The sequence below is a fragment of the Sphingomonas sp. RB1R13 genome, from assembly GCF_036663775.1.
Taxonomy (GTDB): Bacteria; Pseudomonadota; Alphaproteobacteria; order Sphingomonadales; family Sphingomonadaceae; genus Sphingomicrobium.
This window is the reverse complement of sequence record NZ_JAXOJM010000055.1, coordinates 1-1,261: the sequence shown is the minus strand read 5'-3', so window position 1 is coordinate 1,261 and position 1,261 is coordinate 1. Positions and strand designations below refer to the sequence as shown.

The following is a 1,261-nucleotide window of genomic DNA, read 5'->3' as shown; positions in this document are numbered from 1 at the left end:
TCGGCCTGCCCGCTGCGTGTCTCGCCATGTATCACGAAGCGTTGCCGGAGCGGAAAAAGGCGGTCGGCGGCATGTTGTTCAGCCTGGCGCTGATGTCGTTCCTGACCGGCGTGACCGAGCCGATCGAGTTCAGCTTCATGTTCCTGGCGCCGGTCCTCTATGCCTTCCACGCCATCCTGACCGGCATTTCGGAAGCGCTGATGAACGCGCTGGGCGTGCGGCTGGGCTATACCTTCTCGGCCGGTCTGTTCGACTATGTCATCAATTTCGGCAAGGCGACCAAGCCGCTGATGCTGCTGCCGATCGGCGCGATCTATGCGCTGATCTACTATGTCGTGTTCCGTTTCGCGATCCGCCGCTGGAACCTCCAGACGCCGGGCCGCGAGGTCGAGGCGGCGGCCGAGGGGGAAGCCACGGAGGCCGCCGGTGGTCGCGGTGCGTCGTTCGTCGCGGCCATGGGGGGCAGCACCAATCTCAGCGAAATCGCCGCCTGCACCACCCGCCTGCGTCTGATCGTGGTCGACCCGGCCCGGGTCGACGAGGTGGCGCTCAAGCGGCTGGGCGCGCGGGATATCCTCCGCCCCTCTGCCAGCGGCGTCCAGGTCGTCCTGGGGCCGGTGGCCGATACGGTCGCCATGGAGATGCGCGCCGCGATCGAAACCGGGCCGATCGCCGCCACGAGCCGCGCAGCGACGCCGGTCGCACCTGCACCGATGCAGACGGCGACCGTCGCGGAGGCGACCTGCCTGCCGGACACGCTGGTCCAGGCGATGGGCGGTGCGAAGAACCACGGTATCGTCATGCCCGACGCCGACCTCGACCAGGTGGTCGCCGACCTGTCGGGCGCGGCCTTCGGCTCGGCGGGCGAGCGCTGCATGGCGCTGCCCGTCGTCGTGCCGGTCGGTGACAAGACGGCGGATGCCTTGCGCGAAAAGCTGATCCCCGCGCTCGACGCGCTGCGGGTCGGTGTCTCGACCGATGCGCAGGCGCATTACGGCCCGGTCGTGAACGCCGCGCACAAGAAACGCGTCGAGGACTGGATCCAGACCGGCGTCGATGAGGGCGCAGAGCTGGTCGTCGACGGGCGCGGCTTCAAATTGCAGGGTTATGAGGAGGGCTTCTTCATCGGCCCGTCGCTGTTCGACCGGGTGACGCCTGCGATGCAGAGCTACAAGGAAGAGATTTTCGGCCCCGTCCTCCAGATCGTGCGTGCGCCCGATTTCGAGACGGCGGTGCGCCTGCCGAGCGAGCACCAATATGG

General features: G+C 67.8%; 1 protein-coding gene. It reads left to right on the top strand.

Annotated features, from left to right (window positions below; genetic code table 11):
- Positions 1 to 26 precede the first annotated feature (26 nt).
- A partial coding sequence (locus tag U1700_RS14800) for an aldehyde dehydrogenase family protein (RefSeq protein WP_332753447.1) occupies positions 27 to 1,261 on the top strand: 1,235 nt, incomplete at its 3' end.